The 21,696-nt window shown below is 73.2% G+C and carries 18 protein-coding genes and 1 tRNA gene; 10 read left to right on the top strand and 9 right to left on the bottom strand.

Annotated elements, in window-relative coordinates:
* Positions 1-46 precede the first annotated feature (46 nt).
* Positions 47-1,684, bottom strand: a complete 1,638-nt coding sequence (locus AMK29_RS04480) for a beta-N-acetylhexosaminidase (protein ID WP_073807711.1) — start codon at positions 1,682-1,684, stop codon at positions 47-49.
* Positions 1,685-1,881: 197 nt separating this feature from the next.
* On the opposite strand from AMK29_RS04480, the gene AMK29_RS04485 reads away from it, so the two are divergent.
* Together AMK29_RS04485 and glmS are read left to right on the top strand one after the other, a co-directional pair.
* Entirely contained in the window at positions 1,882-2,157 is a 276-nt protein-coding gene (locus AMK29_RS04485; protein WP_073807713.1) for a hypothetical protein, read from the top strand.
* A 36-nt stretch (positions 2,158-2,193) separates the two neighbouring features.
* Complete coding sequence (gene glmS, locus AMK29_RS04490) at positions 2,194-4,011, top strand: glutamine--fructose-6-phosphate transaminase (isomerizing) (RefSeq protein WP_073807715.1); 1,818 nt, start codon at positions 2,194-2,196, stop codon at positions 4,009-4,011.
* A 125-nt stretch (positions 4,012-4,136) separates the two neighbouring features.
* On the opposite strand, the gene AMK29_RS04495 is transcribed toward glmS, so the two are convergent.
* The gene (locus AMK29_RS04495) at positions 4,137-4,703 is read right to left on the bottom strand and encodes a GPR1/FUN34/YaaH family transporter (RefSeq protein ID WP_073807717.1); all 567 of its coding nucleotides are present in this window, start codon (positions 4,701-4,703) and stop codon (positions 4,137-4,139) included.
* A gap of 154 nt (positions 4,704-4,857) precedes the next feature.
* Complete coding sequence (locus AMK29_RS04500; protein ID WP_073807719.1) at positions 4,858-5,379, bottom strand: universal stress protein; 522 nt, start codon at positions 5,377-5,379, stop codon at positions 4,858-4,860.
* Between the two features lie 346 nt (positions 5,380-5,725).
* On the opposite strand from AMK29_RS04500, the gene AMK29_RS36640 reads away from it, so the two are divergent.
* From AMK29_RS36640 to AMK29_RS04520, 4 genes are all read left to right on the top strand, one after another.
* The gene (locus AMK29_RS36640) at positions 5,726-6,091 is read left to right on the top strand and encodes a hypothetical protein (protein WP_073807721.1); all 366 of its coding nucleotides are present in this window, start codon (positions 5,726-5,728) and stop codon (positions 6,089-6,091) included.
* Positions 6,092-6,560: 469 nt separating this feature from the next.
* Entirely contained in the window at positions 6,561-7,730 is a 1,170-nt protein-coding gene (locus AMK29_RS04510) for a helix-turn-helix domain-containing protein (RefSeq protein ID WP_073807723.1), read from the top strand.
* 157 nt (positions 7,731-7,887) lie between these two features.
* Entirely contained in the window at positions 7,888-8,490 is a 603-nt protein-coding gene (gene orn, locus AMK29_RS04515; protein ID WP_073807725.1) for an oligoribonuclease, read from the top strand.
* Positions 8,491-8,621: 131 nt separating this feature from the next.
* Positions 8,622-8,694, top strand: a tRNA-His gene (locus AMK29_RS04520).
* A 47-nt stretch (positions 8,695-8,741) separates the two neighbouring features.
* Here AMK29_RS04520 and AMK29_RS04525 read toward each other — a convergent pair.
* Both AMK29_RS04525 and AMK29_RS04530 read right to left on the bottom strand, forming a co-directional pair.
* Positions 8,742-10,082 carry an endo-1,4-beta-xylanase gene (locus tag AMK29_RS04525; protein ID WP_241845094.1) on the bottom strand — a complete coding sequence of 447 codons (1,341 nt, stop codon included), beginning with the start codon at positions 10,080-10,082 and terminating at the stop codon, positions 8,742-8,744.
* A complete protein-coding gene (locus tag AMK29_RS04530; RefSeq protein ID WP_073807727.1) occupies positions 10,067-12,709 on the bottom strand; it encodes a cellulose binding domain-containing protein in 2,643 nt (880 codons plus the stop codon). Before AMK29_RS04530 ends, AMK29_RS04525 begins: the two co-directional genes overlap by 16 nt.
* 167 nt (positions 12,710-12,876) lie before the next feature.
* Here AMK29_RS04530 and AMK29_RS04535 point away from each other — a divergent pair, with 167 nt between their 5' ends.
* Genes AMK29_RS04535 through AMK29_RS04545 form a run of 3 tightly spaced genes read left to right on the top strand, consistent with a single transcriptional unit; the run spans position 12,877 to position 16,091 of the window.
* Entirely contained in the window at positions 12,877-14,244 is a 1,368-nt protein-coding gene (locus tag AMK29_RS04535) for an ABC transporter substrate-binding protein (RefSeq protein ID WP_079196739.1), read from the top strand.
* 6 nt (positions 14,245-14,250) lie between these two features.
* Complete coding sequence (locus AMK29_RS04540) at positions 14,251-15,267, top strand: carbohydrate ABC transporter permease (RefSeq protein WP_079196740.1); 1,017 nt, start codon at positions 14,251-14,253, stop codon at positions 15,265-15,267.
* Positions 15,267-16,091, top strand: coding sequence for a carbohydrate ABC transporter permease (locus tag AMK29_RS04545; RefSeq protein ID WP_198942172.1), 825 nt, complete (start codon positions 15,267-15,269; stop codon positions 16,089-16,091). Before AMK29_RS04540 ends, AMK29_RS04545 begins: the two co-directional genes overlap by 1 nt.
* A 92-nt stretch (positions 16,092-16,183) precedes the next feature.
* Here AMK29_RS04545 and AMK29_RS04550 read toward each other — a convergent pair whose 3' ends face one another.
* The 3 genes from AMK29_RS04550 to AMK29_RS04560 form a co-directional block, all read right to left on the bottom strand.
* Entirely contained in the window at positions 16,184-17,713 is a 1,530-nt protein-coding gene (locus tag AMK29_RS04550; protein ID WP_073807729.1) for a glycoside hydrolase family 18 protein, read from the bottom strand.
* A gap of 236 nt (positions 17,714-17,949) precedes the next feature.
* Entirely contained in the window at positions 17,950-19,359 is a 1,410-nt protein-coding gene (locus tag AMK29_RS04555; protein ID WP_073807731.1) for a HAMP domain-containing sensor histidine kinase, read from the bottom strand.
* Positions 19,356-20,087, bottom strand: a complete 732-nt coding sequence (locus tag AMK29_RS04560) for a response regulator transcription factor (protein ID WP_073807733.1) — start codon at positions 20,085-20,087, stop codon at positions 19,356-19,358. The genes AMK29_RS04555 and AMK29_RS04560 overlap by 4 nt, the downstream gene beginning before the upstream one ends.
* 79 nt (positions 20,088-20,166) lie before the next feature.
* Here AMK29_RS04560 and AMK29_RS04565 point away from each other — a divergent pair, with 79 nt between their 5' ends.
* Complete coding sequence (locus AMK29_RS04565) at positions 20,167-20,748, top strand: hypothetical protein (protein WP_073807736.1); 582 nt, start codon at positions 20,167-20,169, stop codon at positions 20,746-20,748.
* A 27-nt stretch (positions 20,749-20,775) separates the two neighbouring features.
* Here AMK29_RS04565 and AMK29_RS04570 read toward each other — a convergent pair whose 3' ends face one another.
* The gene (locus tag AMK29_RS04570) at positions 20,776-21,639 is read right to left on the bottom strand and encodes a spermidine synthase (protein ID WP_443334047.1); all 864 of its coding nucleotides are present in this window, start codon (positions 21,637-21,639) and stop codon (positions 20,776-20,778) included.
* Between the last annotated feature and the right edge of the window lie 57 nt (positions 21,640-21,696).

Here is a 21,696-nt window from a genome sequence, read left to right on the forward strand (position 1 = left end):
GCCGGAGTACGGTCCTCCGGCGGGGCTCACATCTGCGCCCGGGGTCCTACTCCCCCGGCCAGGGCACCTGCGGTGACCGGTAGTAGGTGATGCCCATCGCGTCGAAGCGCGGGGCCTGTTCCGCGAGGCGGGTCCTGTACGTGTCCCAGTCGTGGGTCTCCGCCGGGGACCAGCCCAGTTCGGCCACGCCCGGGAGGCGCGGGAAGGCCATGACGTCGAGGTCGGCCGTGGTGGCCAGGGTCTCCGTCCACAGCGGCGCCTCGACGCCCAGGACGGCGCCCTCCGGGACTCCGGGCAGGTAGGTGGCCGGATTCCAGTCGTAGGACTCGCGGACCTCGACGTGCCCGGCCCAGGCGAGGCCGAGCGGGGTGTCCTTGGTGTACTTCATGTCGAGGTACGTGCGGTCGGCGGGCGAGAGGATCAGGCCGGTGCCGTTGCGCGCGGCCGCGGCGACCCGTTCCTTCTCGGCGGCGGGGGTGCGGTCGAGGCCCCAGTACTGGACGAGGGCGCCCTCGGCGGGGGTGGTGCTCGTCAGCTGGTGCCAGCCGACGACCTTCTTGCCGTACTTCGCGACGACCGGCTGCACCCGGTCCATGAAGGCGACGTAGTCGGCGTGGGGGGTGGAGTGGGCCTCGTCGCCGCCGATGTGGAGGTAGCGGCCGGGGGTGAGGGCGGCGATCTCCCGGATGACGTCGTCGACGAAGTCGTACGTGATCTCCTTGGGCACGCACAGGGAGCTGAGGCCGACCTTGATGCCGGTGTAGAGGGGCGGCGCGATGCCGTCGCAGTTGAGTTCGGCGTAGGAGGCGAGGGCCGCGAAGGTGTGGCCGGGCATGTCGATCTCGGGGATCACCTCCTGGTAGCGGGAGGCGGCGTACCGGACGATCTCCTGGTACTCCTCCTTCGTGTAGTAGCCGCCGGGGCCCCCGCCGACCTCGGTGGAGCCGCCGTGGCCGGTGAGCCGGGGCCAGGAGTCGACGGCGATGCGCCAGCCCTGGTCGTCGGTGAGGTGGAGGTGCAGGGTGTTGATCTTGTAGAGGGCGAGCTGGTCGATGTACCGCTTCACCTCGTCGACGGTGAAGAAGTGGCGGGCGACGTCGAGCATGGCGCCCCGGTAGGCGTAGCGCGGGGTGTCGGTGATCGTGCCGCCCGCGATCTTCCAGGGGCCCGGCTGGACGGAGTCCCGCTCGACGGCGGAGGGCAGCTGCTGGCGCAGCGTCTGGACGCCGCGGAAGAGGCCGGCGGGCTCGCGGGCGGTGAGGGTGAGGCCGTCGGGCGCGGAGCGGAGCCGGTAGCCCTCCTCGCCGAGCGCGGTGTCGCCGGGGCTGAGCCGGAGGCGGATGCCGCCGACGGCCGCGGCGTCGTCGACGACGGGCAGCGGGAAGCCGGTGGCGGGGCGGAGGAGGCCCGCGAGGTAGCGGCCGATGGCCTTGGTGTCGCCCGAGGTGCCGTCCACGCCGATGCGGGTGGTGGCGGTGAGGGCGTAGGGCTCGCCGCCGGGGGTGACGGAGGCGGGTACGGGCACGATGCGGCCGAGGGGGCGGACCTCGGGTTCGGCGGCGGCGCGCTTTCCGTCGCCGCGGCCGGTGTCGGCGGCGGACTCGCCGCAGGCGACTCCGGCGGCAGCGACCAGGAGCAGGGATCCGATGAGGCGATGAATCCGTAGGTTCTGTCTCACAGGCATGGTCCCCTTCGGTTGATCAACACGTCCGTCGTCCTGTCGATACGTATATCCGCTGAACACCGTCCGTGCGCGTCATCGACTCCCCCGCGCGTCAAGGTCTGGACCAAGACCCCGCTTTCTGCGGTGATCATGGACCCCCTGCCCGATATCGGGCAGGATTCTTGCGAAAGACGGTCCGCACCCCCCAATATTCACGGGTGCTCGAACGCCGCCCGTCGCATGACGACCTCGTCGACCATCTGGTCCGCAGCACCGCGCTCCAGCGCGGTGAGGCCGCCCGGGTGGTGCTCGACGTGCTGGCGTACTTCGACGAGACGACCGAGGAGTTCGTCCGCCGCCGCCATCGCGAACTGCAGTCCGGCGGAGCGGTGAACACCGAGATCTTCGAACGGATCGCGGCGGAGCTGCCGCACCGGGCGGTGGCGCCGCCGGAGCTGTCGCTCCGGCAACTGCGCCGCATCGTCTACGGCTGAGAAGCACCATCACAGACCTGGAGGGGTTTCACCTTTATGTGCGGAATTGTCGGTTACATCGGAAAGCGCGACGTCGCCCCCCTGCTGCTCGAAGGCCTGGCGCGCCTGGAGTACCGGGGTTACGACTCCGCCGGCATGGTCGTCACCAGCCCGAAGGCCTCCGGCCTGAAGATGGTCAAGGCCAAGGGCCGGGTCCGTGACCTGGAGGCCCGCGTCCCCAAGCGCTTCACCGGCACCACCGGCATCGCCCACACCCGCTGGGCCACCCACGGCGCGCCGAGCGACGTCAACTCGCACCCGCACCTGGACCCCGAGAACAAGGTCGCCGTCGTCCACAACGGCATCGTCGACAACGCCCAGGAGCTCCGCGCCAAGCTGGAGGCCGACGGCGTCGTCTTCGCCTCCGAGACGGACACCGAGGTCATCACCCACCTCATCGCCCGCTCCCAGGCCGTGACGCTGGAGGAGAAGGTCCGCGAGGCGCTCAAGGTCATCGAGGGCACCTACGGCATCGCCGTGATGCACGCGGACTTCAACGACCGCATCGTCGTGGCCCGCAACGGCTCCCCGGTCATCCTCGGCATCGGCGAGAAGGAGATGCTCGTCGCCTCCGACGTCGCCGCCCTGATCGCCCACACCCGCCAGGTCGTCACCCTCGACGACGGCGAGATGGCCACCCTCAAGGCCGACGACTTCCGCACGTACACGATCTCCGGCGCCACCACCACGCCCACCCCGGAGACCGTCGAGTGGGAGGCCGCCTCCTTCGACATGGGCGGCCACGACACCTTCATGCACAAGGAGATCTGCGAGCAGCCCGACGCGGTCGACCGCGTGCTGCGCGGCCGGATCGACGACCGCTTCTCCACCGTGCACCTCGGCGGCCTGAACCTGGACCCGCGCGAGGCCCGCACCATCCGCCGCATCAAGATCCTCGGCTGCGGCACCTCGTACCACGCCGGCCTCATCGGCGCCGGGCTCATCGAGTCGATGGCCCGCATCCCCGCCGACGCCGAGCCGGCCTCGGAGTTCCGCTACCGCAACCCGGTCGTGGACCCCGACACCCTGTACATCGCCGTCTCCCAGTCCGGTGAGACCTACGACGTGCTCGCCGCCGTCCAGGAGCTCAAGCGCAAGGGCGCCCGCGTCCTCGGCGTGGTCAACGTGGTCGGCTCCGCCATCGCCCGCGAGGCCGACGGCGGCATCTACGTCCACGCCGGCCCCGAGGTCTGCGTCGTCTCCACCAAGTGCTTCACCAACACGGTCACCGCGTTCGCGCTGCTCGCCCTGCACCTCGGCCGCATCCGCGACCTGTCCGTCACCGACGGCAAGCGGATCATCGAGGGCCTGCGCAAGCTGCCCGAGCAGATCAGCGAGATCCTCCGCACCGAGGACGAGATCAAGAAGATCGCCGAGGCGTACGCGGGTGCCCAGTCGATGATGTTCATCGGCCGTGTCCGGGGCTACCCCGTCGCCCTTGAGGCCTCCCTGAAGCTCAAGGAGATCTCCTACATCCACGCCGAGGCGTACCCGGCCTCCGAGCTGAAGCACGGCCCGCTCGCCCTCATCGAGCCGGCCCTGCCGACGGTCGCGATCGTCCCCGACGACGACCTGCTGGAGAAGAACCGCGCCGCCCTGGAGGAGATCAAGGCCCGCAGCGGCCGCATCCTCGCGGTCGCGCACCAGCCGCAGGCCAAGGCCGACCACACCATCATCGTGCCGAAGAACGAGGACGAGCTGGACCCGATCCTGATGGGCATCCCGCTCCAGCTCCTCGCCTACCACACGGCGCTTGCCATGGGCCGCGACATCGACAAGCCGCGCAACCTGGCCAAGTCCGTCACGGTCGAGTAGCAGCGCCTCGGGGCCTGTCCCCCCGAGCCGCGCCGCCGGGCCTGTCCCCCGGCGGACGACCGGACACGAAATCGGTCCCTGTCGCACACCCAGGTGCGACAGGGACCGATTTCACTTCTCCGTGCCTACCCCGCGGCCGGGGCGCTCGTGCCCGCCGTGCGGCGGAAGGCGGTCGGCCAGCCCGCCACCGCGGCCGTGGCCCCGTACCAGGCGACGAGGCCCGCGACGGCCGCGACCCAGCCGCCCGCCTTGCCGAGGCCCCCGTTGTCGACGAGCGCGCCTATGCCGAGCAGCAGGAGCGCGACGAACAGCAGCCCGTACACGCCCTGCCCGAAGACCCCGCTGCCCGAGGCCGCCACCGTCAGGGTGAGGGCGAGGAGCGCCCACAGGAGCATGAAGACACCGACGGCGTCGGCCGAGGCGCCGCCGCCCGCCGCGGTCCCCCAGGTGAACCAGAAGGCGCCCAGCGCCGCGAACGCCGTGCCCTCGCCCTTGTCGCCCGCGCGCAGGGCGAGCATGCCGACGAGGAAGAGCGCCACCCCGCCGACCCAGGTGGCGAGGCCCGCGGCATCCGCTGCCGCGACGTTGTCGATGACACCCGTACCGCCCAGGCCGAAGGCCAACAGGGTCAGTCCGAGCGCGAGGTGGCCGAGAGTGGAGGTGCTGTTTCCCGCGGCGACGTCGTTGTCCACGGCGGGCTCCCTTCAGGAGTGCAGTCGAGCTGCGTGAGCTGCTGTGATCCGGTGACCCTTATCTACCCTTCACAAGCGCACAATTCACCTGAGGAAGGCTGAATTTATGTCCGGATGAAGGCAGTTGGGGATCGGACCCGCAGCGCGGGACTCCCTACGGGATGACGATCACGGGCCGCTGCGCGCGCCGCGCGAGCCGCCCGGCCACCGAGCCGAAGATCCGTCCGACGATCCCGTGCGTGGAGCCGACCACGATCGCGTCGGCCGAGTACTCGCGGCCGACCTCCTCCAGCTCGTGGCAGATGTCCCCGCCGCGCTCGACGAGGATCCAGGGCACCTCGGAGAGGTGTTCGGCGCAGGCCAGCTCGAGGCCGAGGACCTCGGTGCGGTGGTCGGGCACGTCGACGAAGACGGGGGGCTCGCAGCCGGCCCACACCGTGGTGGGCAGCCGGTTGGCCACGTGCACGATGATCAGGCCCGAGCCCGAGCGCCGGGCCATGCCGATGGCGTACGCGAGGGCGCGCTCACTGGACGTGGAGCCGTCGAAGCCGACGACCACCCCGTGCCGGAAGGCCGGGTCGCAGGCATGACGTGGCTGTTCTACCGCCAGGGGGTCGACCGTGGAGTCGGCGACGCGCTTGCGGTCCGCGGGTTCGGAGAATTCGTGACCGGCCATCGGTGTCTCGGCGAAGAGGGTCCTCGTGGGAAGGGACGGGGAAAGGAGGCAGACGGAACAAGGGTGGCGGAGGAGCTGTGTGTCCGGGAATCATCTTCCCAAGCCCATACCCCCAAGGGTACGGCGACACTCCTCTCCTGCCCAGGGCCCGCCGTACCGCTCCCGGCGTGCCCGCCGCTCGCGCACGGCGTTCCAGGGAGCATGCACGAGCGGCTCGGGATCTGGCAATGCCGGTTGTGCCCTACAGGCGTCCGTACGGGGGCCAAACGGACGTCGCCGAGAGTGACCGGAGCGTTCCGTTCCTCGTTGCCCACAGGTCCAGCCCACCGTCGCAGGGAGACCGCCCGTGCCCGCACCATCGACCGCCGCCGGCCAGACCTCCACCCCGCCCGCGTCCGTGCTCGCCGCCCCGCGCGGCCGCCGCAGGGCCCCCGTCCTCTCCCCGCCCGCCGCGGCGCACCAGGACCCGGGAAGGGCGGCGGGGGCGACGCCGGGGGCGGGGGCGGCGGACCAGGCGGGTGACGTCGTCCGCTGGGCGGTCTTCTGCTGCGTCCTGGTCCCGGTGGTGCTCGTCGCCTACGGCACGTCCCTCGGCGGGGCCGCCGGCACCGCGCTCGGCCTCGTCTCGGTGACGGCCGCCTGCCGGGTGCTGCTGCGCCGCTCGGAGCGCGGACTGCGCGGCGAGAGCGGCCGCGGCAGGCGACGCGGCTGAGGGGGGCGCCCCCCGCCGATCACGCCGGACCACCTAGGACAAAACCGGCCTGAATCGGGGCCCCGGACGTGCCCGCCCCCCTTCGAGTTGACAGGTTCGTACAGCCGAACCCATATGTTTTCAGCCAACTTCCATCCCTCGGCGAGTCCTTGGCGTAACGATTGCCCAACCCCGGCGCCGACACCCGAGAATGCCCCGCTCCACGGGCCCGCACCCCCCGCGTACGGGGGCGTTCGCCACCCCGCCCCCGTCCCGGGCCGCCGCCGGACGGCAGGCTTCGCGATCGATCGCTTCACGCCAAGTGGCCTTGTCGACAATCCACCGGATGGAGAACTTGTCACGCCGGCGCCATGGGACGCAGTAGATTCGATCATGGGTACCGAAGACTGGGGTCTCGTGCAAAACCGAGGGGAAACGTGCAGGAGCGACACGACCAGGGAGACGCGAACACCGAGGGGGGCTTAGCGTCATGAGCCAGGACTCCACCGCGCCGGAGGCCGCACGGAAACTGACCGGGCGCCGCCGTCGCGAAGTCGTCGCGGTGCTGCTGTTCAGTGGCGGCCCCATCTTCGAGAGCTCCATCCCGCTCTCCGTGTTCGGCATCGACCGGCAGGACGCCGGTGTGCCCCGCTACCGGCTGCTCGTCTGCGCGGGCGAGGACGGCCCGCTGCGGACCACCGGTGGTCTCGAACTGACGGCACCGTACGGCCTGGAGGCCATCAGCCGCGCGGGCACCGTCGTCGTCCCGGCCTGGCGGTCGATCACCTCGCCGCCGCCGCCGGAGGCGCTGGAGGCGCTGCGCCGCGCTCACGAGGAGGGCGCGAGGATCGTCGGTCTGTGCACCGGCGCCTTCGTCCTCGCCGCGGCCGGTCTGCTCGACGGGCGGCCGGCGACGACGCACTGGATGTACGCGCCGACGCTCGCCAAGCGCTACCCGTCGGTCCATGTGGACCCCCGGGAGCTCTTCGTCGACGACGGGGACGTGCTGACCTCCGCCGGCACCGCGGCCGGAATCGATCTGTGTCTGCACATCGTGCGGACCGACCACGGCACGGAGGCCGCGGGCGCCCTGGCGCGCCGGCTGGTCGTCCCGCCGCGGCGCAGCGGCGGTCAGGAGCGCTACCTCGACAGGTCTTTACCTGAGGAGATCGGCGCCGACCCGCTGGCCGAGGTCGTCGCCTGGGCGCTGGAGCACCTCCACGAGCAGTTCGACGTGGAGACCCTGGCGGCCCGTGCGTACATGTCACGGCGGACCTTCGACCGCCGGTTCCGCTCTCTGACCGGTTCGGCCCCCCTCCAGTGGCTGATCACCCAGCGGGTGCTCCAGGCGCAGCGGCTGCTCGAGACCTCCGACTACTCGGTCGACGAGGTCGCGGGCCGGTGCGGCTTCCGCTCGCCGGTGGCGCTGCGCGGCCACTTCCGGCGGCAGCTCGGCTCCTCGCCGGCGGCCTACCGGGCGGCGTACCGCGCGCGGCGGCCGCAGGGCGAGGCCGGTACGGCGGTGCTCGACGCCGTCGTGCCCGCCCAGGTCGCGGTGGGCGTCCGGCGCCCCGGGTCGCCGCTGGAGCCGGGCAAGCCGCAGTCCGACGTCTTCGCGCCCGGACGGGCGTCGCTGCCGGGCCAGCGCAGCGCGCCGTAGCACCGACCCGCGCGGCCACGAGCGGCGCACCGCAGGACCGACGGGCGTCCGGGGAGAACCTCTCCCGGGCGCCCGTCGGCGCGTTTCGGCGCGGTGGCGCGGTGCCGGGCGTCGCGGGCCCGGCCCGATCGTCGGGACACCCCCTAAGGTAGGGCGCATGAACGATCGCATGGTGTGGATCGACTGCGAGATGACCGGGCTCTCGCTGACGGACGACGCACTCATCGAGGTGGCCGCACTGGTCACCGACTCGGAACTGAACGTGCTCGGCGACGGGGTGGACATCGTGATCCGCCCGCCGGACGCGGCCCTGGAGACCATGCCGGAGATCGTGCGCCAGATGCACACGGCCTCGGGACTGCTCGACGCGTTGCCCGGCGGCACCACGCTGGCCGACGCCGAGGCCCAGGTCCTCGCGTACATCCGCGAGCACGTCAAGGAACCCGGCAAGGCGCCCCTGTGCGGGAACTCGGTCTCCACGGACCGCGGCTTCCTCGCCCGGGACATGCCTGCCCTGGAGAGCCACCTGCACTACCGGATCGTCGATGTCTCCTCGGTCAAGGAGCTGGCCCGCCGCTGGTACCCGAGGGCGTACTTCAACAGTCCGGAGAAGAACGGCAACCACCGGGCGCTCGCCGACATCCGTGAGTCCATCGCGGAACTGCGCTACTACCGGGAGGCGGTCTTCGTGCCGCAGCCCGGACCGGACTCGGAGACCGCGAAGGAGATCGCGGCCCGCCACGTCGTACCGGCGGAGTGATCCCCTCCGCCTAGGGCCCGCTCGCGCCCTCGAAGACCCCCTCGGGAAAACCCGGGCGCGAGCACCCTCCAGGACCCTGTAGACTTCTTCTCGGCCGGTCAGGGAAACCTTCGGGAACACCGCCGGACATGGTGGGTATAGCTCAGCTGGCAGAGCACCTGGTTGTGGTCCAGGATGTCGCGGGTTCAAGTCCCGTTACTCACCCTGAAGACTCAGGCCCCGGTTCCGAGGAACCGGGGCCTGAGTCGTTTCTACGTTCCCGACGTGCAGATGAGGGACGTCGGCGGCGGGTTGGTGCCCGACCAGGTGCCGTTGAGGCCGAAGGCGGCCGAGCCGCCCGGTGGCAGCGTCGCGTTGTACGGGAGGTGGGAGGCCGTCACCTCCGTTCCCGACTGGGTCAACGCCGTGTTCCAGGCCTGGGTGACGCGCTGCCCGGCGGGTTGGGTCCAGCGGACGGTCCAGCCGTCCAGCGGAGCCGTCCCGGTGTTCCGGAGGGTGGCCTGGGCCGTGTAGCCGCCCGCCCACTGCTGGGTGACGGCGTACGTGACGGAGCACACACCGGGGGCGGGCGGGGTCACCGGGGCGAGCGCCCCGGCGATCCCGTCGTAGGCCGGCTTCGGGTAGAGGTCCTCGTCGTAGAGGGTCGCCGCGCCCTGGCCGGGGAAGAAGTCCGGGATCCAGGAGTCGGAGTCCGTGAAGCCCCAGACGGTGACGCCCGCGCAGCGGGTGACGGCCAGGCAGGCGCGGACGACGGAGGCGTAGTCGGCCTTCTGCCGGTCGAGCTTCTCGGCCGTCGCGGGCAGGGTCATCCGGACGTCGAGTTCGGTGATCGCCACGTCCACGCCGAGGTCGGCGAAGCGGCGCAGGTTGGCCTCCAGGGAGGCGGGGACCTGGCCGAGGATCAGGTGCGCCTGGAAGCCGACGCCGTCGACCGGGACGCCCTGCGCGAGGAGCCGCTTCACCAGGTCGTACATGCCGTCGCTCTTCGCGCCGACGGCCTCGATGGAGTAGTCGTTCAGATAGAGCTTCGCGGTCGGGTCGGCGGCGCGGGCGGCGCGGAAGGCGTCGGCGATGTACGACTCGCCCAGGGTGGCGCCGAAGACCGATCGGCGCAGGGTGCCGTCCTCGGCGAGGGGTTCGTTGACGACGTCCCAGTGGTCGACGCGGCCCTTGTAACGGCCGGCCTCGGCGGTGACGTGGTCGGTCATGAGGGTGCGGAGCTGGTCGGCTGTCCAGGTCCCGCCGGTGAGCCAGCCGGGGAGCTGGTTGTGCCAGACGAGGGTGTGGCCGCGGACCCGCTGGCCGTGGGCCTCGGCGAAGGCGACGACGCGGTCCGCGCGGCTCCAGTCGTGGCTGCCGCGGGTGGGCTCGACAGCGTCCCACTTCATCTCGTTGCCGGGGGTGAGGGAGCCGAACTGGTCCGCGGCGACGTCCGCGTACCCTCCGGTGAGCCTGTCGCCGGTGACGGCGGTGCCGAGGTAGATGCCCCGGGCCTCGGCGAGGTCCCGCAGCGGGCCGCCGGCGGCGGCCGCGGGGGCGGCGGTCAGGGCGGCGGCCAGGAGCGCCGCCGCGGCGATCAGCCGACGGAGCACGGCGTACCTCCCAGGGTGAAGGCGGCCGGTACGGGGTTGGTGCCGGTCCAGCTGCCGGTGAAGCCGAAGGTGGTGGAGCCTCCCGGGGCGACGGCGCCGTTCCAGCCCGCGTTCCCGGCGGTGACGGCGGTACCGGTCTGCGCCGGCGTGGCGTTCCACATCTGGCCGATCCGCTGCCCGGCGGGGTAGTCCCAGCCTAGCTTCCAGCCGGTCCAGGCGGTGGTGGAGGTGTTGCTCAGGGTGACGTCGGCCTGGAAGCCGCCCTGCCACTGGTTGGTCACCTTGTAGACGACCTTGCAGGCGCCGGCCGGGGTTCCCGGGTCGGTGCCGCCCCCGTCGCCGCCGCCGGTGCCGGCCGTGTCGCCGTAGATGATGCCCCGGCCGTTGGTGGAGACGTACACCCGGCCGTAGACCCGGGGGTCGCCGGTGATCGCGCCGCCGGTCCAGCCCCACCGGTGGGCGTCGTCGTTGATCCGGACCCAGCTCGCGCCCGCGTCGGTGGAGCGGAAGATGCCGCGTACGCCGCCGATCTTCGCGCTCGTGTAGAGGGTGGGGTACGTGGCTCCGGGCGCGGCCTTGCCGAAGCCGATCGTGTCGGCCTGCTCGACCCCGGCCGTCCGGGTGAAGGTGGCGCCGCCGTCGGTGGAGTGCCAGAGGCCGTAGGCGGCGTCGGGGGCGCCGCCCGCGAGCCAGATGTCGCCCTTGCGGCCGGGGACGGCCTTGAAGCGGACGTTGCCCTTGGCGGGGAGGCCGGTGGCCTTGGCGGTGAAGGTCAGGCCGCCGTCCGTGCTGGCGTGGAAGGTGCCGGCGGAGAAGCCGTAGAAGGTGAGCGGGTCGACGCGGTCGGACTCGACGGGCGCGCCGGCCGGGATGCCGGTGGACGCGGTCCACGCGCCGCCGGTGCCGGTGTGGACGCCGGTGCCGTCGGGGCTCCAGACGAAGCGGGTGCCGTCCGCCGACGCGGCGACCGTGCCGCCGCCGGTGACGCCCTGGGGTTCCTGGCCGGGGCGCCAGGTGGCGCCGTTGTCGGTGGAGAAGGCGACGCGGGGCCCGCCGTCGAGGTGCCCGGCCCGGACGACGGTGTCGGGCTTGGTCTCGGCGAAGTCGACGCTGGTGGTGGAGGTGAAGTTGGGGCCGGTGAACATCATCGAGGGGACCTTGGTGAGGTCCGTGTGCCGGAAGCCGCCGATGTCGCCGAGGGCGCTGATCAGCGGGGCCCCGGAGGGCGGCGAGGCCAGGTCGAGGACGGCGGTCTCCTCAAGGCCCTGGACCATCGGCCGGATGGTGAACTTCGTCCCGGTGTCCCAGCGGGTGAGTTCGGTGGTGCCGTAGATCGTGGCGCCGGTGCCGTACATCATGCGGTCCGAGTCGAAGGGGTCGATCTCCAGGGCCTCGGTCATCCAGCCGAGCTTGGGGGTCTGCTCGGGCGGGGCGGGGCTGGCGCCCCAGGTCAGCCAGGGCGCGGAGGAGACGTCCATGGTGTAGCGGTCGGACCGGTTCGGGTACGAGGTGTAGTCCCAGGCCCTGGTCCAGTGGGCGCCGCTGTCGGTGGAGCGGAAGATCTGCGTGTCGGGGTACCAGGAGCTGTAGCCGGAGACCATGACCGTGCCGGGGTTCTGCCGGTCGACGGTGAGACCGCTGAAGCCGTGGTAGGTGTCGGCCTCGGCGACGGGGCTGATGTCCGTCCAGGCGCCGGTGGCGGTGGCGTACCGCCAGACCTTGCCCTTGCCGCCGTCGTACGGGCCGGCCGTGTCGCTGTACGCGAGGTAGAGGTAGCCGTTCTCCGCGTCGAGGACGCCCTTGTGGGCGAGGTGTCCCGTGGGCTGGCCGGCCAGCCGGGTCCAGGTGGCGCCCGCGTCGGTGGAGCGGTAGACGGCGTTCTCCTTGTCCCCGACGCCGACGTAGATCGTGCGCGTGGCGCTGCCCGGGGTGCCGGTGGACTCGTCGAAGGTGACCCAGACGATGCCCTGCTCGTCGGAGTTGTAGCCGCTGGTGTCGGTGGGGTCCTGCTGGTAGTTGCCGGGGTTGGTGAAGGAGGTGACCTTCGCCCAGGTGGCGCCGGAGTCCGTGGAGCGCCAGAGGCCGTTGCCGCTGGGGGTGCCGAGGTAGAGGACGTTGTTGCGGTGCGGGTCGATCGCGAGGCGTTCGCCCATGCCGCGGCCCGGCATGTTGCCGCCGAGCTTGAAGGGGAGGTCGGCGCGCTGCCAGGTGGCGCCCCGGTCGGCGGAGCGCAGGACGGCGCCGTTGCCGGGGTCCCAGTCGTTGGTGTAGGTGCCGACGGCGGCGTACACGCGGTCGGGGTCGACAGAGTCGGTGGCGAGACCGACGACTCCGGTGTGGCCCCAGTCGTCCCAGCCGATGTGGTCGAGGAGCGGGGTCCAGGAGGTGGTGGCCTGGTTCCAGCGGTAGGCGCCGCCGATGTCGGTGCGGGCGTAGACGAGGTCCTTCTCGCTCCGGTTGAAGACGATGCCGGGGACGAAGCCGCCGCCGTCGATCCGGACGTTCTTCCAGGTGTACGCGGGGGCCGCCGCCGTGGGCGCGGGGTCGGCGGCGGTGGCCGGCGCCGCTCCTGCGAGGAGTCCGGCGGTCAGGGCGAGCCCCGCCAGGAGGTGTCGGGTTCTGCGCATGGGGGTCCTGTCGACGAAGGGGATGGGAGCGCTCCCACTATTGGTGGGCTGTCAGAACACGGTCAAGGTGCGGGAACCGTCGAAGACGTTCGACGGCGCTCCGCCGTACGGGTGGCGCCGCCGTGGGCTCCCCGCCCCCTGAGGCCCCGCGCACTACGGTCGGGATCATGTGGTGGAGGAGGACGCGGCCAGGCGCCGCCGGACGCGGCCCCCTCGTACCCGCCCCCGCCGCCGCCCTCGCCCTCGTCCTCCTCCTGGGTGCCGCGCTGTCCGCCGGGTGCGCCACCGACCCTCCGGAACCGTCCCCCGTGCCCGCCCGCGACCGGGTCGACGGCGCCGGACGGCCCATCACCCTCACCGTCGGCGTCTTCGGGGAGTTCGGCTACCAGGAGGCGGGGCTCTACGACACGTACATGCGGCTCCGTCCGGACGTCTCGATCCGGCAGACCTCGCTCTCCCGCAACGACGTCTACTACCCGCAGCTGCTCACCCATCTCACCGCAGGCTCCGGCCTCGCCGACGTCCAGGCGGTCGAGGTCGGCAACATCGCCGAGGTCGTCGACACCCAGGCCGGGCGGCTCGTCGACCTCGGCTCCGCGCCCGGCGTCGACGAGAAGGCCTTCCTGCCGTGGAAGTGGGCGCAGGCCACCACCGCCGACGGCCGCACCCTCGGGCTCGGCACGGACATCGGCCCGCTGGCCCTCTGCTACCGCAAGGACCACTTCGCGGCGGCCGGACTGCCCACCGACCGCGGGACCGTCGGGCGGCTGTGGGCCGGGGACTGGCGGCGGTACGAGGAGGTCGGGCGGCGCTTCGCCGCACGGGCGCCCGAGGGCGTGGCGTTCACCGACTCCGCCTCCGGGGTGCTCGCCGCGGCCGTCTCCGGCGCACCGCTGCGCTACTACGACGCGCGCGGCGACCTGGTGGTGGCGACCAATCCCTACGTACGGGCCGCCTGGGACCTGGCCGCGGACTTCGCCCGGCAGGGACTGACCGCCCGGCTCCAGCAGTTCACGCCCGACTGGGACCAGGCGTTCGCGCGCGGGGACTTCGCCACGATCGCCTGCCCCGCCTGGATGCTCGCCTACATCGAGGACAAGTCGGGACCGGCCGCGCGCGGGCGGTGGGACGTGACGGTGGCGCCCCGGCCCGGCAACTGGGGCGGCTCCTTCCTCGTCGTGCCCTCCGCCGGACGGCAGCGGGCCGAGGCCGCCCGGCTCGCGGCCTGGCTGACCGCGCCCGAGCAGCAGGCCCGGCTGTTCGCCCGGCGCGGCACCTTCCCGAGCGCCTCCGCCGCGTACCGGCTGCCGGAGGTCGCGGACGCGCGGCACCCCTCCTTCGGGGACGCGCCGATCGGCGCGCTCTACGCGGCGGCCGCGCGGGGAGTGCCGCTGGCCCCGGTCGGCCCGAAGGACGGGCTCGTCAACCAGATCCTGTCGGACACCGGGATGCTCCAGGTCGACCAGACCGGGCGGTCGCCCGACTCGGCCTGGCGGGCGGCGATGAAGGCGATCGACAACGCGCTGGACCGATGAGGACGCGTGACCGAGACGAGGGACCCCGTGGATCCGTTCCTGCCGCCCGCCGGTTCGCCCGTCCCCCCGCCGGCCGCGCCGTCGAGTACGCCGGGGCGGGCGCCGGAGCCCGGGGGTCGGGAGCGGGCGGGGCGACTGCGGTCGCGCTCCGCGCCGTACCTGCTCGTCGCCCCGTTCTTCCTGCTCTTCGGGGCGTTCGGGCTGTTCCCGCTGGCCGCCACCGCCTGGACCTCGCTGTTCCGGGTGGAGCTGACCGCGCCGGAGGCCCGTGAGTGGGTCGGGCTCCACAACTACGCCCGGCTGCTGCACGACGAGTACTTCTGGAACGCCCTGTCCAACACCGTCGTCATCGGTGTCCTCGCGACCGTTCCGCAGCTGCTGCTCGCCCTCGGCGTGGCACACCTGCTGGACGTACGGCTGCGCGGACGCCTTGCCTTCCGGGTGGTGGCGCTCGCCCCGTACGCGACCTCGGTGGCGGCGGCGACGCTCGTGTTCGCGCTGCTCTTCGGCCGGGACCAGGGGATGGTCAACTGGGCGCTCGGGCTCGTCGGGATCGCCCCGGTGGACTGGCAGAACGGCCCGTGGGCCTCGAAGGCGGCCGTCTCGTCGATCGTGATCTGGCGCTGGACCGGCTACAACGCGCTCATCTACCTTGCGGCGATGCAGACCGTGCCGCGCGAGCTGTACGAGGCGGCGGCGCTCGACGGGGCCTCGCGGTGGCGGCAGTTCCTGCACGTGACGCTGCCGGGGCTGCGGCCCGCGCTGCTGTTCACGGTGCTCGTGTCGACGATCGGCGCGACCCAGCTGTTCGGCGAGCCGCTGCTGTTCAACACCGGGGCGGGCGCCTCGGGCGGTGCGGACCACCAGTACCAGACGCTGGGGCTCTACCTGTACGAGCAGGGGTGGGTGAACCTGCACCTCGGGCGGGCGGCGGCCATCGCCTGGGCGATGCTGCTGATCCTGGTGGTGCTGTTCGGAGCGGCCCGGCTGCTGCGGCCGGTGCTGCGCGGGAGGGGCGCCTGATGCGGACGGTTCGGGCGGGCTGGGGCACGTACACGCTCCTCGGTCTCTTCACGGTGGTCTCCCTCTTCCCGCTGGTGTGGACGGCGGTGGCGGCCTCGCGGACCAGTACGCGCCTCGCGTCGGCGCCGCCGCCGTTCCGGTTCGGGCGGAACCTGCCGCGGAACCTGGGGATCGCCTGGACCGAGGGCGGGCTCGGCGAGGCGCTGGCCAACACCACGCTCGTCGCGGGCGCGGTCGCGGCGGGCACGGTCCTGTTCTCGACGCTCGCCGGTTTCGCGTTCGCCCGGCTGCGGTTCCGGTTCCGGGGCGCGCTGCTGCTGCTCGTGGGCGCGACCCTGCTGATCCCGCCTCAGCTGGGGGTAGTCCCGCTCTACCTGCTGATCGCGCGGCTGCGCTGGACGGACGAGCTGCAGGCGGTGGTCCTGCCCTCGCTCGTCTCGGCCTTCGGGGTCTTCTTCATGCGCCAGCACCTCCTGCGGGCGCTGCCGTCGGAGCTGCTGGAGGCGGCGCGGGTCGACGGGGCGGGGACGCTGCGGGTGGTGTGGCACCTGGTGTTCCCCGCGGCGCGCCCGGCGATGGCGGTGCTGGGGATGCTGTCGTTCGTGGCGGCCTGGAACGACTTCTTCTGGCCGGTGCTCGTGCTGACGCAGACCGGGAACCCGACGGTGCAGGTGGCGCTGACCGGGCTGGGGCGGGGTCATGTGCCCGACACGTCGGTGGTGATGGCGGGGGCGCTGCTGGGGACGCTGCCGCTGCTCGTGGTGCTGGCGCTGTTCGGGCGGCACATCGTGGGCGGGGTGATGCGGGGGGCGGTGAAGGGCTGAGCCCCGCGGGGCTCTTCGGCGCAGGGGTGCGCGCCCCGGCCGGAGGTGGGGTGGATCCGGCCGGGGCGCGCGGTGTGGGGGGGCGGGAAGGTCTACTTGTAGGCGGCGAAGGCCTTGGTGAAGGCCAGCGGCTGCTGGAGGATCGAGGAGCAGGTGGCGTCGGCGTAATGCACGGCGCCGGCCGCGCACTGCTTGTCACGGGTCGAGGACCACATCGACAGCCAGCCGATGCCCTTGGACCGCGCGAAGTCGACGAGCTGGGTGGCGTCCTCGACGGTGAAGATCTCGCTCACGACGTCGTTGACGCCGATCATCGGGGTGACGGCGACGGCCTTCCAGGCGGCCGCGTCGGAGAGCCCGAGGACGCCCTTGATCTGCGCCTGGGTCGCGGTCGCGGCCTGGACGGCGTACGTGCCCATGTCGGCGCTGTACGCCGGCCCGTAGTCCATCGCCATGATGTTGACGGCGTCGACGCGGACGCCGTTCCTCTTCGCGTCGGCGAGCAGGTCGACGCCGGGCTGGGTGAGGCCCTCGGGCATGACGGGCAGGGTGAAGGAGACGTTCAGGCCCGGGTGGGACTTCTGGAGCTGGGCGATCGCCTGCGAGCGGCGGGTGTTGGCGGCCGTGTCCGGCAGGGCCGCGCCCTCGACGTCGAAGTCGACCTTGGTCAGCCGGTAGTGGTCGATGACCTTGCCGTACGCGGCGGCCAGCGCCGAGGACGACGGGCAGTTCAGGGCCAGTTCGTGGCCGGCGGCGCCGCCGAAGGAGACACGGACGTCACCGCCCTTGGCGCGGAGGGCGCCGATCTGGGCGGCGACCATGTCGTTCGCGAGGTCGGTGACCCCGCCCCACAGCGGGGCGCAGGAGCCGCCGGAGGTGATGAAGGCGAGGTTGAACTCCTTCACGCCGGTGGCGTCGGCGGTCGCGAGCAGGTCGTACGCCGGGTAGAGCGAGGTGTCGACGTAGGGGGCGTACTTCGCGGCCGTGGCGGGGGCGCCGGTCGCGGTGGCGGTGGGCGTGGGGGTGGGGGTGGGCGCGGTCGTCGCGGTGGCGGTCGGCCTGGGGCTGGTGGTGGCCGTGGCGGTGGGGGCGGGCGTGACGGTCGCGCTCGGGCGGGCGGTCGTCGTGGGGGAGGCGGTCGCGGTGGGCGGGTCGGTGGGACGGCCGCTGGGGGTGGGGGCGGTCCCGCCGGCGGAGCAGGGCGCCTTGTTGATGAGGCAGGCGGCCGGGTCGCCGGCCTCTCCGGCGACCGAGGTGACGAAGCCGACGGTGACGGACCCGCCCGGGGCCAGCTGCCGGTTCCAGTCGGCGGGCTTCACGGTGACGTGCCGTCCGGAGACGGTGTGCTCGCCGTTCCAGAGGGACCCGATGGTCGTCCCGGCCGGGAGGTCGAACTCCAGGGTCCAGTCGGACTGGACGGTCGAGGTCTCGTTGGTGACGACGTACTGGCCGGTGTAGCCACCGGTCCAGCCGCTGGTACGGGTGTACGCGGCGCCGACGGCGGCGGCCTGGGCCGTACCGGTGAGCGCGAGGACCGTGCCGCCGACGACCGCCGCGGCGACGACGGCTCCGACGGCCTTGGTCCTGGTGCTCGTCCTGCGCCGGTGCGAACTGGTGCCCATCGCGTGCCTGCCTCTGTCCTGGGGGGTGGGGAGGGGGTGCGGCAGCACGCTAGCGACCGGGAACGGGACAAAAGGGCGTCCGGGGGCGGGGACGGGGATTCTTAGGACCCGCTTAAGGAAGGCATCGGAACCAGGAAAGGTTGGGCCCGGAAGACGGCCCCCTGGGCCGCCTCCGGCTGCCCGCACGGCTCAGGCGTCGGAGGCTCTGCGGCTCCCCGCACGGCTCCCCGCACGGCTCACGCGTCGGCGGCCCTGCGGCTGCCCGTGCCGCCGCGGCGGCGGCGGGTGGAGCGGCGGCCGGGGCGTCCGGCCGTGCCGCCCGAGCGGCGCCCGTCGAGCCCGATCCAGACGCGGACCTCCGTACCGCCGAGGACCGAGTGTCCGATGCGGACGTCGCCGCCGGTGGCCTCCGCCATCCGGCGCACGATGTCGAGGCCGAGGCCCGTGGAGCCGTCCCTGGCGCCGCTGTTGCCCCGGGCCAGCGCGGCGGCGGGGTCGGCGATGCCGGGGCCCGCGTCGGAGACCAGGACGATGACGGCGTCGTCGCCGTTGTGGAGGTCGATCGAGAAGGCGGTGCCCTCGGGGGTGTGCCGGAAGACGTTGCCGAGCAGGGCGTCGAGCGCGGCGACGAGTTCGGGGCGGGCGACCGGGATGCGGACGGGGCGCTCGACGCCCGCGACCCGTACCCGGCGGTCCTCGTCCTCGGCCAGCGCCGACCAGAACTCCATCCGCTCGCGCACCACTTCGGCGGCGTCACAGCCCGCGCCGGGCCCGGTCGCCTGGGTCTGCGGCTTCGCGTCGCGGGCCGTGCGGATGATGATGTCGACCTCGCGTTCCAGCTGTTCGACGGCCGCCCGGGTCTGGTCGGCGGCCGGGCCCGAGCCCAGCGAGGCCGCGTTGAGCCGGAGCACGGTGAGCGGGGTGCGGAGCCGGTGCGAGAGGTCGGCGGCCAGCTCCCGCTCGTTGGCGAGGAGTTGCACGACCTGGTCGGCCATGGAGTTGAACGCGACGGCGGCCGACTTGAGTTCGGGCGGCCCCTCCTCGGGGACCCGGGCGCCGAGCCTGCCCTCGCCGAGGTCGTGGGCGGCGCCCGCGAGGCGCTGGGCGGGCTGGACCATCCGGACGCCGAGCCGGTCGGCGACGGCGACGGAGCCGACGATCAGGGCGATGCCGACGCCGGCGAGGACCAGCCAGGCGGTGGCGACCCCGTTGGACACCTCGCCCTCGGGGACGAAGAGTTCGACGACGGCGACCTTGCCGCTGCTGAGGGCGGTGGGCTGGAGCAGCGCAAAACCGCCCGGGACCTCGGCGATGGAGGCCCGGCCCAGCCTGCGGGTGGTCGCGAGGTCCTCCTCGCCGGCCCTGCGGGTGCCGATCTCCAGGGCGGTGGAACCGGGTTCGCCGGCGGGTACGTGGACGGCGAGCCGGCCGGCGGCGCCGTCCTCGGTGGTGGCGACGGCCTTGTCGAGTTCGCCGCGGTCGGTGGTGATGGCGAGGACGGGCGCGAGCCCCGCGGCCCGCCGTTCCGCGTTGGAGAAGGCCCGGTCGCGGGCCATCTCCTTGACGACGAGCCCGAGGGGTACGGCGAAGGCGACGACGACCATGGCGGTGACGGCCAGCGACACCTTGACGAGCGCCCATCTCACGGCCGCGGCTCCGAGGGCGCGCCCGGCGCCTGGTCCGGCTCCCGGGGCGGCTCCAGCTTCACGCCGACCCCGCGCAGGGTGTGGAGGTAGCGGGGCCGGGCGGCCGTCTCGCCCAGTTTCCGCCGCAGCCAGGACAGATGGACGTCGATGGTCTGGTCGTCCCCGTACGACTGCTGCCACACCTCGGCGAGCAGTTCCTTGCGCGGGACGACGACGCCGGGCCGCCCGGCGAGGAAGGCGAGCAGGTCGAACTCGCGCCGGGTCAGGTCGAGCGGTGTGCCGTCGAGTTCGGCCTGACGGCGCAGCGGGTCGACGGTGAGCCCGCCGACGCGGACCGCCCGGGACGGCGGCGCCTCGCCCGCCCCGGCCCGCGCCCGGCGCAGGACGGCGGCCATGCGGGCGGAGAGGTGGTCGACCGAGAAGGGCTTCACGAGGTAGTCGTCGGCCCCGGCGTGGAGGAGCCGTACGATCTCCGCCTCGTCGTCCCGGGCGGTCGCGATGATCACCGGTACGTCGGTGATCCCGCGCAGCATCTTGAGCGCCTCGGACCCGTCCAGATCGGGCAGTCCGAGGTCCAGGACGACCACGTCGAAACGGAAATGGGCGACCTCGCGCAGCGCCTCCAGGGCCGTGCCGACGCTCCGTACGGTGTGGGAGGCCTCGGTCAGCTGCCGGATGAGGGCGGAGCGCACGAACTGGTCGTCCTCGACCACGAGCACACTTGCCATGGGCCGCACCGTACGCCATTCGGGTGAGGCCGAGGGGGAGGGCCACCCTCCGGCGGGGGTCCGCGCGGTGTGGTGCAGTATGGCCCCGATGCGAAGAGGACTCGTTCACGCCCTGGCCTGGTCGCTCGCCACCGGCGCGGCGGTCACGCTGTCCTGGTGGGGAGTGCACACGGTGCTGTCCGGCACGGTGTACGACCCCCCGCGCGCGCTGCCCCTCCCGGCCGGCAGCGCCGACGATCCGGCCCCGGCCGGCAGCGAGCCGCTGACCTCCTCGACCCGGCGGCCCGCCACCACCGGGCCCGCCGCGCCCGCGACGACGAAGCCCACGCCGAGCGGCGGCCGCACGACCCCGGCCACGCCCACGGCCACCCCCTCCCGGACGGCGCGGCCCACGACACAGGCGCCCCCGGCCACCAGCCCGCCCGACACCGCTTCGAACGTGAAGAGCTACACGGTGGACGGCGGCCGGGTTGCCTTCGACCTGGGGGCGACCTCGGCCGAACTGGTCTCGGCGACCCCGGCGCCGGGCTGGCAGATGCAGGTGTGGAAGCAGCCGACCTGGATCCGGGTCACCTTCACCGAGGACGGCCGCGAGCTGTCCGTCTTCTGCCTCTGGCACGACACGGCGCCCCGCGTGGAGATCGACGACCGCGCCACCTGAGGCGCGCCCCGGTCCGCCGGGCGGCGCTCAGCGGAAGGCGGACGCGGGCGGTACGGGTGAGGGCTTGGCGCTCGCGTCGGTGACCGGCGCCGCTCCCCCGGCGAAGTCGGCCAGGGCGCGCCCGTGTTCGACCCGGCCCGGGTGGGGGTCGGTGGCGACCCGGCGGGTCAGCTCGGCAACCGGCAGCTCGCGGTCCGAGGCGAGCAGCACCGCGTTGCCGAAGCGGCGGCCGCGCAGCACCGTCGGGTCGGCGGCCAGCGCCAGCTCCGGGAAGACGGTGGCGGCCGTGGCGATCTGGCCGCGCAGGTGGGTCAGCGGCGGGCCGTCGGCCAGGTTCGCCGCGTAGAAGCCGCCGGGCCGCAGCACCCGCCGCACCTCGGCGAGGAACTCGGTGCTGGTCAGATGGGCCGGGGTACGGGCTCCGCTGAACACGTCCGCGATGACCAGGTCGGCCCAGCCGTCCTGGACCTTGGCGAGACCGGCGCGGGCGTCGGTGGAGCGGACCCGGACGCGGGCCGCGCCGTCGAGCGGCAGTTCCCTGCGGACGAGCTGGACGAGGGGTGCGTCGAGCTCGACGATCTGCTGGGTGGAGCGGGGGCGGGTCGCGGCGACGTACCGGGCGAGGGTGAAGGCGCCGCCGCCGAGGTGGACGACCTGGAGCGGCCGGTTCGGCGGGGCGGCGAGGTCCGCGATGTGGCCGAGGCGCCGCTGGTACTCGAAGGAGAGGTGGGCGGGGTCGTCGAGGTCCACGTGGGACTGCGGGGCGCCGTCGATGAGCAGCGTCCAGGCGCGGGGGCGTTCCCGGTCGGGTATGAGTTCGGCGAGCCCGCCGTCGACGGTCTCGACGACGGAGGCGGCGGCCGCCCGGTCGCGCTGCTTGTTCCTTGCCACGGTCTCCATTATCCGGGCAGCCGTGAGGGCCCGGCGCGACGGGCCGGTGGCGGGGCC

This window comes from Streptomyces sp. CB02261, from assembly GCF_001905665.1.
Lineage (GTDB): Bacteria > Actinomycetota > Actinomycetes > Streptomycetales > Streptomycetaceae > Streptomyces.